Genomic DNA, 6,000 nt, shown 5'->3' with positions numbered 1-6,000 from the left:
GAACCCTAAGTAAGTTCTATTTTTCCTGATCCGATAGGCATTCTCGATTTAACGCGCCGTCACAACCTCAACTCGACCGGTGGATCGAGGCTTAGTGCATGGCCGACGAGGCGTCCGTCTGCGGCGAGGCGGCCCTCGTCGTCCTCGGGGTTGGGGGAGAGGATGCGGTCGACCACCATGGGCAGGATCGGCACCTCGGCGCTGCGCACGGCGTCCGCCAGGGCGAGGTCGATGGCGGTGTGCTCGAGCGGGCTGAGTGGTCGGTCGAGCACGGTTTCGGCGAGGGCGCCGATTAGGTCGCGACGCCGGGCGGCCAGCTGTGCCGACCACTCAACATCCGAAACGGATGCTGCCCTGTGGCCTTCATCGAGCGGGTTGAGCCGGTTGCGCAGTCCGTGGCCGAGGATGATGGCTTTGCCGCCGACGGCTTCGGCCACTGCGGTGTGCTCGCCTTTCGGATCGCCCGGCACGTAGACCCGCCGGTCGAAGGGGAGCGAGCGCGTGTAGAGCGACTTCGCCAACGACGACTTGCCGGAGCCGACGATGCCGGCCAGCACGACGTTCGGCGCGGTGATCAGTCCGCGCTGGTAGAGCACCCACGGGTCGTAGACGAAGGAGCCGCCCGAGTAGAGGTCCTGCCCGACGAAGACGCCGGCGGAGCCGAGTCCCGCTTTGGCGAGAAACGGGTAGTGGCCGGACAGCGTCGCGGTCGTGTCTTGGTGTTTGGGCAGCTTTAGTCGTCCGGGCGTTCGCAGCTGAGCGGGACCCGGCTCACCGCCCTTGGGCAGGTAGGAGCCCGATCGTGCTTCGTCGCGCGCGGCGTGCCAGCGGATACGGGCCGCGAGAGTCTTGGCCTTCTGCGCATCCGCCTCGATCTTCGCAGCTTCGCGTCGGCGGGGGCGACGGTCGCGGCGCAGCTCGCCGCGCGGCTCGACCAGCGCGGCCGTGTGCATCCGCTCGGCTACATCGGCGTCTTTCACAGCGTGACCGTGCGCTCAGCCTGGCGCGTTGATCGCGGGACGGCCCAGATATCGTCTCGACGGGGAGAGTTTCGGGTTGGCTTCAATTCAGATGCAAGCGGATGACACCGCAACAGCGAAACGTACCGGTACGTCCGGCTGTAGGTCAGCGCATATGGCGAGCCGTCATGCTCGATGATGTGGTCGGTCCGACCGGCCGGGATGCGGTCGTAGGCGTATCCATTTTCGAGGGCGGCATCGGTCGTGGCCTCGCCGAGGTCCCGTGGCTGCAGGTAATCGAAGGCAGCGGATGCTCCGCTTCGGTCGATCAGGCCGAGCACCGCGTCGGCCTCAGCTCCCTGCAGGAAGGCCACACTGAACCATCGAGATGTGCGGTTCCTGATTTCGTACCCAGCCATGCGTCGCTCCAATCACGTTTTTGCTTCGTATTGAAGGTGCGCAGTGGACTACGCGGCAGGCGACTGCGGTGACAGAATTGGGGAAAGAGGCTCCGCGCCGGTCGTTCGATTCGGATCTCGATGGCCCCTTCAGAGAAAGAAATCCATGGCGACGATAGAGCTGCTTCACATTGCAGACTGCCCGAACTCGGGAGAAACACTTCTCCGCCTGCAGCGCGCCGCCGCGAAGACGATGCCCACCAACACTTCAGTCAAGTCGACCCTGATCGATTCTGCCGAGACGGCCGCACGCTTGCCCTTTGCCGGATCACCGACGATCCTCGTTGACGGAGTCGATCTCTTCCCCACGGACGGCCGCACCAACGATCTCGCCTGCCGGATCTATCTCACGCCGAACGGCATGGGCGGAGCTCCGACCCAACAGCAAATCGAAGCAGCACTTGCCGCCTATGGATAGCGCCGCGGAATTCACCTGTTCCTGCTGCGGTCGCATCTATCCCCGCCGCAAGCAGCACGCCCTCAGCGACAGCGTCTACATCTGCCGCCGGTGCGGACTTTGGGTCGCACTCCGGCTGCGGGCCGATCCAATTAGGCGTGATCAGCACTAGAAAATGGCGCTGCATAAGCACGGGACACACCCTTACCGGCCGGTGGTGATCAGTCAGCCCCTGCTGTAATGTCAGTGCATGCTGACTATTGCTTCTCGGGTGGACGTGATGAACCGGTTGGGTCGAGCGATGGCCGATCCCACCAGATCTCGAATCCTGCTGTCCCTGCTCGATGGGCCGGGCTATCCGGGTGCGTTGGCTCGCGAGCTAGAGCTGTCGCGGTCGAACGTGTCGAATCATCTGTCTTGCCTGAGAGGCTGCGGAATCGTGGTCGCCGTTCCGGAGGGGCGCTCGACTCGGTATGAGATCGCGGATCCCCACGTGACAAAGGCCTTGGTCGCCTTGATGGAAGTGGTGCTCGCCGTCGATGACGGTCTCGGTTGCGTCGATGAGGCCTGCGATGTGCCGCTCTGTTGCGGGACTAACGTATGAGCCTTCCCGCTGGCGACCGAGTGGTTGCGATCCAGCCTGACCGAACGCAGGTTCTCCGTCGCCGGATTCGGTGGATCGTCGCGGCGACAATTGCCTACAACATCATCGAAGCGATCATTGCGATCGCGGCCGGGAGTGTGGCGTCCTCAGCGGCCCTCATCGGTTTTGGCCTCGACTCTGTCGTTGAGGTCCTCTCCGCGGCCGCGGTGGCATGGCAGTTCGCAGTTCCTGATCCAGAGACGCGGGAGAAGACCGCGCTGCGAGTCATTGCGTGGGCGTTCTTCGCTCTCGCAGCGTACGTGACCGTCGATGCCGGGCTGTCCTTGTTCGGTGTTCGGGAAGCGGAACACAGTACGGTCGGCATTGTGCTGGCCGCGGTCAGTCTTCTAGTGATGCCCTTTCTGAGCTTCGCCGAACGTCGCGCCGGCCGGGAGCTGGGCTCAGCCTCGGCGGTCGCTGACTCGAAGCAAACCCTGATCTGCTCCTATCTCTCCGCAGCTCTGCTAATCGGGCTGCTGCTGAATACCCTTTTCGGTTGGGCATGGGCAGACTCGGTCGCAGCCCTCGTGATCGTGGTCTTCGCCGTCAGGGAAGGCCTCGAGGCGTGGCGCGGCGAAGCCTGTAATGTGCCCGTGGCTGCTCTGACCGGGGAACGCGAAGCCGACCACGAAGACTGCTCCTGAAACACCTCACACGCTCCGGCACAGCGGCAACGCCGCCGCTGTAAACGCCTGCGCCTGCTGCCCGACGAGCCGCCGTGTCTCGCAGGATGCCTGGATCGCAGCCTGCTCGATCGACGCCACCGCGGCGTCGAGCTCGTCGACGGTGGGCGCGGTAACGCAGATGAGCCCGGTGGTGCGCAGCACGCCGTGCCCGGCGGTGAGGTCGGCCTCCTGGTGCAGTAGGTCGTCGTACTCGGCGGTGGCGCCGGCATCCTCTATTTGGCCAATGCGGGTGCGTTGGTGGGCGTCGCTGATCAGCTCGGTCTTCTTCGTGCGCAGGTCGCGCGCGGCCTGGTCGGCGCGCACGGGCAGGTAGTGCAGCGATACCGTGCGCAGGATGCCGTTGGTGAAGACGAGGGGTGAGAGAAAACCGGGGAATACCTGCGACCTGGGCCACTCACTGATCCACAACACCGCATGAAACGCGCTGTCGGTGCGGAGGTGATCCCAGCTCTCGGCGACGGCGACTGGTCCGGCCGTGGCCAGTGACCGCCCGACCAGCGGATGCCGCTCCAGGTCGACTCCGATGGCCGGGTCATACGCGGTTCGCAGCACGACCGCGAGCTCGTCGGCGGTGAGCCAGCCGCCGACCGTGAGGTCCGCGGCGCGCAGCGCTCCGGTCAGGGCTGTCATTTCCTGCCGCAGCACCGTCGCCGCGCCGCGCATGCCGCCGCCCTGTGTGCGCACGTGTCGGGAGGCCGCAGTGAGGTCGAGGGAGAGTGCGATTGTCGTGGCGTGGCGTTCACCGGCGGGTCCTGCCCGCTCGATGAGGTCGCGGTAGGTGTTGGCGGCCCAACTTTCGTCGTTGATGCCGTGCCCCTTCCACCACTCGGCTAGTCTTGTTCCGGAGTCGGGCAGGGTGCGCTCGGACACTTGCAGCCGTGCGATCCGCCCCGATCGGCAGGCTCCGGCCAGCACGCGCCCCCACCCCACCACGCGCCGATGCTGCTCGTCCGGGTCGAGCAACGCGAACGCCGGGTGGGACACCGCGACGATCGCGGTGAGGGTTTGCGCGTGCGGGTCGTGGATCATCACCGCGCCCGACTCGGGATCGTTCCACTCGCGCAGGGCGGCCGCATCGCCCGGCCGCGACAAGGTTCCCACCGGGCGCGGGCGGATTACGCGGCGCCGGTAGGTCAGCTGCTCATGTCCCGATCTCCACGCCCACCGCGTGACCACCGGCATCCACTCGACGATCTTGCGCCCGCCGATCGGGATACCCGCGATCACCGCCGCGGTACCCCAGATCGGGCTCGTCCACGCGACACCCAAGGCGCCCGTCGTGTAGAGCGCGGTGACGATGGTGAGCGTGCCTATCGACAGCGCCACGAGCTGCGGCACCGACAAACCCAGCAGCACTCCTCGCTTGGTCAGTCGCGAGAACTGCACCGGGGCGAGGCGGTAGTCGGCGCGGTTCGTGTGAGTGTCCACGGCTACGCGTCCTTGATTTTTCGACCGGCTGGCAGTTCTTGCGGTGAGGCTGATGCCGGTGGTCGTGTCTGCTTGGATGCCGGCGCGCTCGGGGCGCTGGCGTTGCCGGCGGATTGGGTGTGGGCATCCGCTTTCTGTGCGACCACGCTCACTCAAGGCGGACCGGTGGATCGAGGCTAAGACCGGCACATCGCACACGCTCATCGGTAGCCTCGCGTCGTCGCAGGGTCAGACGGACTGGCCGACTTTCCAGAAGAAGTTGACGAGGGTGACGGCGGCGCCGCAGATGATCGCTGCGCCGCAGGCCACCATCACGCCGGTCTTGCCGCGGGAGGCGAGGTGCGGGTTGGAGGAGTTGGCGCCGAACCATCAGACCATCGCCGCGACGATGAGGACGAGCACGCTGAGCACGAGGCCGATGGTCATGACCGCGCCGACGGTGACGCGCAGCTGCTCGACGCCGGGAAAGCCCGCGCCGTTCGGGTTGATGTCGATCATCGGTGGCGCCCTGTGTCGTTTGATGCGTCCGACAGGGAGGAGCGCACCGGGTCCCCGCGCATGGTCGCGTCGTGACGTGAGTTTGCTATGCGACTGGCTCGGGCTGTACAGAGACGCTCAAGGGCAAGACTTGTGGATATCGAACTCTTCTCTTCGCGTCATGACCCGTGACGGGTTTCGACGTCGGCCCCGACTCCTAGACTGCAATTATGAAACTTCGCCTTATCATCCCGTTCGCGGCCTCGCTCCTTCTACTCACCGGGTGCTCTGCCCCCGCTGCCGATATCAAAGCCGCGACCCCCTCTTCGCAGAGCGAGGAGAGCGTTGCGGAGGTCGTTGTCGAACCGCTAGATCTGACAGGCGAGTGGAAGCAGACAAATTCAAACAGCGCTGATACGTACCAGGCGGCAACCATTACGGGCGAGCAAATCACCGTCGACTGGGTGACCGCATCTGACTCGACAAAGGCGGTCTACTGGATCGGTTCGTTCGTTGCGCCGACCGAAGGCACCGAGTCGTACGCATGGGACTCACAGGGTGACGTCGCGCAGATGGAGACCGCCTTGATGGCCTCCGGCGACACGGCAAAAGCCTTTACCTTTGACAATGACGTGCTCTCCTACGACCTCACGGCAATGGGTGTCACCATGACTGTTGAGATGAGCCGCCAGTAACGTTCGAACATGTAGCGGGCGACACGTTTTCGTTGACTTGGCGCTCGCTATCCTGTCGAACTGTCGAACTGTCGAACTGTCGAACTGTCGAACTGTCGAACTGTCGAACTGCCGGATGGTCGATGCAGAAAGTTCTTTCAGACGGTCTGGCGAACTTGGCCTGGCGTGTTCTCCTGAGCAGGATTAGAGCGCTCCTTCTAATTGCGTTGACGTAGTTGGTGTGACTGTTGAGGAATATCACGATATGAGCCGAGGTA

At 64.6% G+C, this 6,000-nt stretch carries 6 protein-coding genes and 2 pseudogenes; 4 read left to right on the top strand and 4 right to left on the bottom strand.

What is annotated here, in order from left to right; translation table 11 throughout:
* Positions 1-92 precede the first annotated feature (92 nt).
* Together BMW72_RS05705 and BMW72_RS05700 are read right to left on the bottom strand one after the other, a co-directional pair.
* Positions 93-953 (bottom strand): annotated as a pseudogene (locus tag BMW72_RS05705) (ATP-binding protein); the annotation flags it as partial.
* A gap of 23 nt (positions 954-976) precedes the next feature.
* Positions 977-1,378 (bottom strand): hypothetical protein, encoded by a 402-nt coding sequence (locus BMW72_RS05700; protein ID WP_134450467.1) that lies wholly within the window; start codon positions 1,376-1,378, stop codon positions 977-979.
* Positions 1,379-1,523: 145 nt separating this feature from the next.
* Here BMW72_RS05700 and BMW72_RS05695 point away from each other — a divergent pair, with 145 nt between their 5' ends.
* The 3 genes from BMW72_RS05695 to BMW72_RS05685 all read left to right on the top strand — a co-directional run bounded on the left by BMW72_RS05695 (position 1,524) and on the right by BMW72_RS05685 (position 3,101).
* Complete coding sequence (locus tag BMW72_RS05695; RefSeq protein ID WP_092108135.1) at positions 1,524-1,835, top strand: hypothetical protein; 312 nt, start codon at positions 1,524-1,526, stop codon at positions 1,833-1,835.
* A 229-nt stretch (positions 1,836-2,064) separates the two neighbouring features.
* A complete protein-coding gene (gene cmtR, locus BMW72_RS05690) occupies positions 2,065-2,418 on the top strand; it encodes a Cd(II)/Pb(II)-sensing metalloregulatory transcriptional regulator CmtR (RefSeq protein WP_092108133.1) in 354 nt (117 codons plus the stop codon).
* Positions 2,415-3,101 carry a cation efflux transmembrane domain-containing protein gene (locus BMW72_RS05685; RefSeq protein ID WP_092108131.1) on the top strand — a complete coding sequence of 229 codons (687 nt, stop codon included), beginning with the start codon at positions 2,415-2,417 and terminating at the stop codon, positions 3,099-3,101. The genes cmtR and BMW72_RS05685 overlap by 4 nt, the downstream gene beginning before the upstream one ends.
* A 6-nt stretch (positions 3,102-3,107) precedes the next feature.
* Here BMW72_RS05685 and BMW72_RS05680 read toward each other — a convergent pair whose 3' ends face one another.
* Positions 3,108-4,571 (bottom strand): SCO6880 family protein, encoded by a 1,464-nt coding sequence (locus tag BMW72_RS05680; protein WP_092108129.1) that lies wholly within the window; start codon positions 4,569-4,571, stop codon positions 3,108-3,110.
* A gap of 228 nt (positions 4,572-4,799) precedes the next feature.
* A pseudogene (locus tag BMW72_RS05675) lies at positions 4,800-5,069 on the bottom strand (DUF6112 family protein).
* 209 nt (positions 5,070-5,278) lie between these two features.
* On the opposite strand from BMW72_RS05675, the gene BMW72_RS05670 reads away from it, so the two are divergent.
* Positions 5,279-5,743 carry a hypothetical protein gene (locus BMW72_RS05670; RefSeq protein ID WP_092108127.1) on the top strand — a complete coding sequence of 155 codons (465 nt, stop codon included), beginning with the start codon at positions 5,279-5,281 and terminating at the stop codon, positions 5,741-5,743.
* The last annotated feature ends 257 nt before the right edge of the window (positions 5,744-6,000 follow it).

The organism is Cryobacterium luteum, assembly GCF_900110125.1.
GTDB classification, from domain to species: domain Bacteria; phylum Actinomycetota; class Actinomycetes; order Actinomycetales; family Microbacteriaceae; genus Cryobacterium; species Cryobacterium luteum.
Note: the sequence above shows the minus strand (reverse complement) of the source record. Positions and strands in the feature narration are given on the sequence as shown.

Coding starts and splice junctions, on each gene's coding strand:
- BMW72_RS05700 (WP_134450467.1), bottom strand. CDS start 1,378: ATGGCTGGGTACGAAATCAGGAACCGCACATCTCGATGGTTCAGTGTG.
- BMW72_RS05695 (WP_092108135.1), top strand. CDS start 1,524: ATGGCGACGATAGAGCTGCTTCACATTGCAGACTGCCCGAACTCGGGA.
- cmtR (WP_092108133.1), top strand. CDS start 2,065: ATGCTGACTATTGCTTCTCGGGTGGACGTGATGAACCGGTTGGGTCGA.
- BMW72_RS05670 (WP_092108127.1), top strand. CDS start 5,279: ATGAAACTTCGCCTTATCATCCCGTTCGCGGCCTCGCTCCTTCTACTC.
- BMW72_RS05685 (WP_092108131.1), top strand. CDS start 2,415: ATGAGCCTTCCCGCTGGCGACCGAGTGGTTGCGATCCAGCCTGACCGA.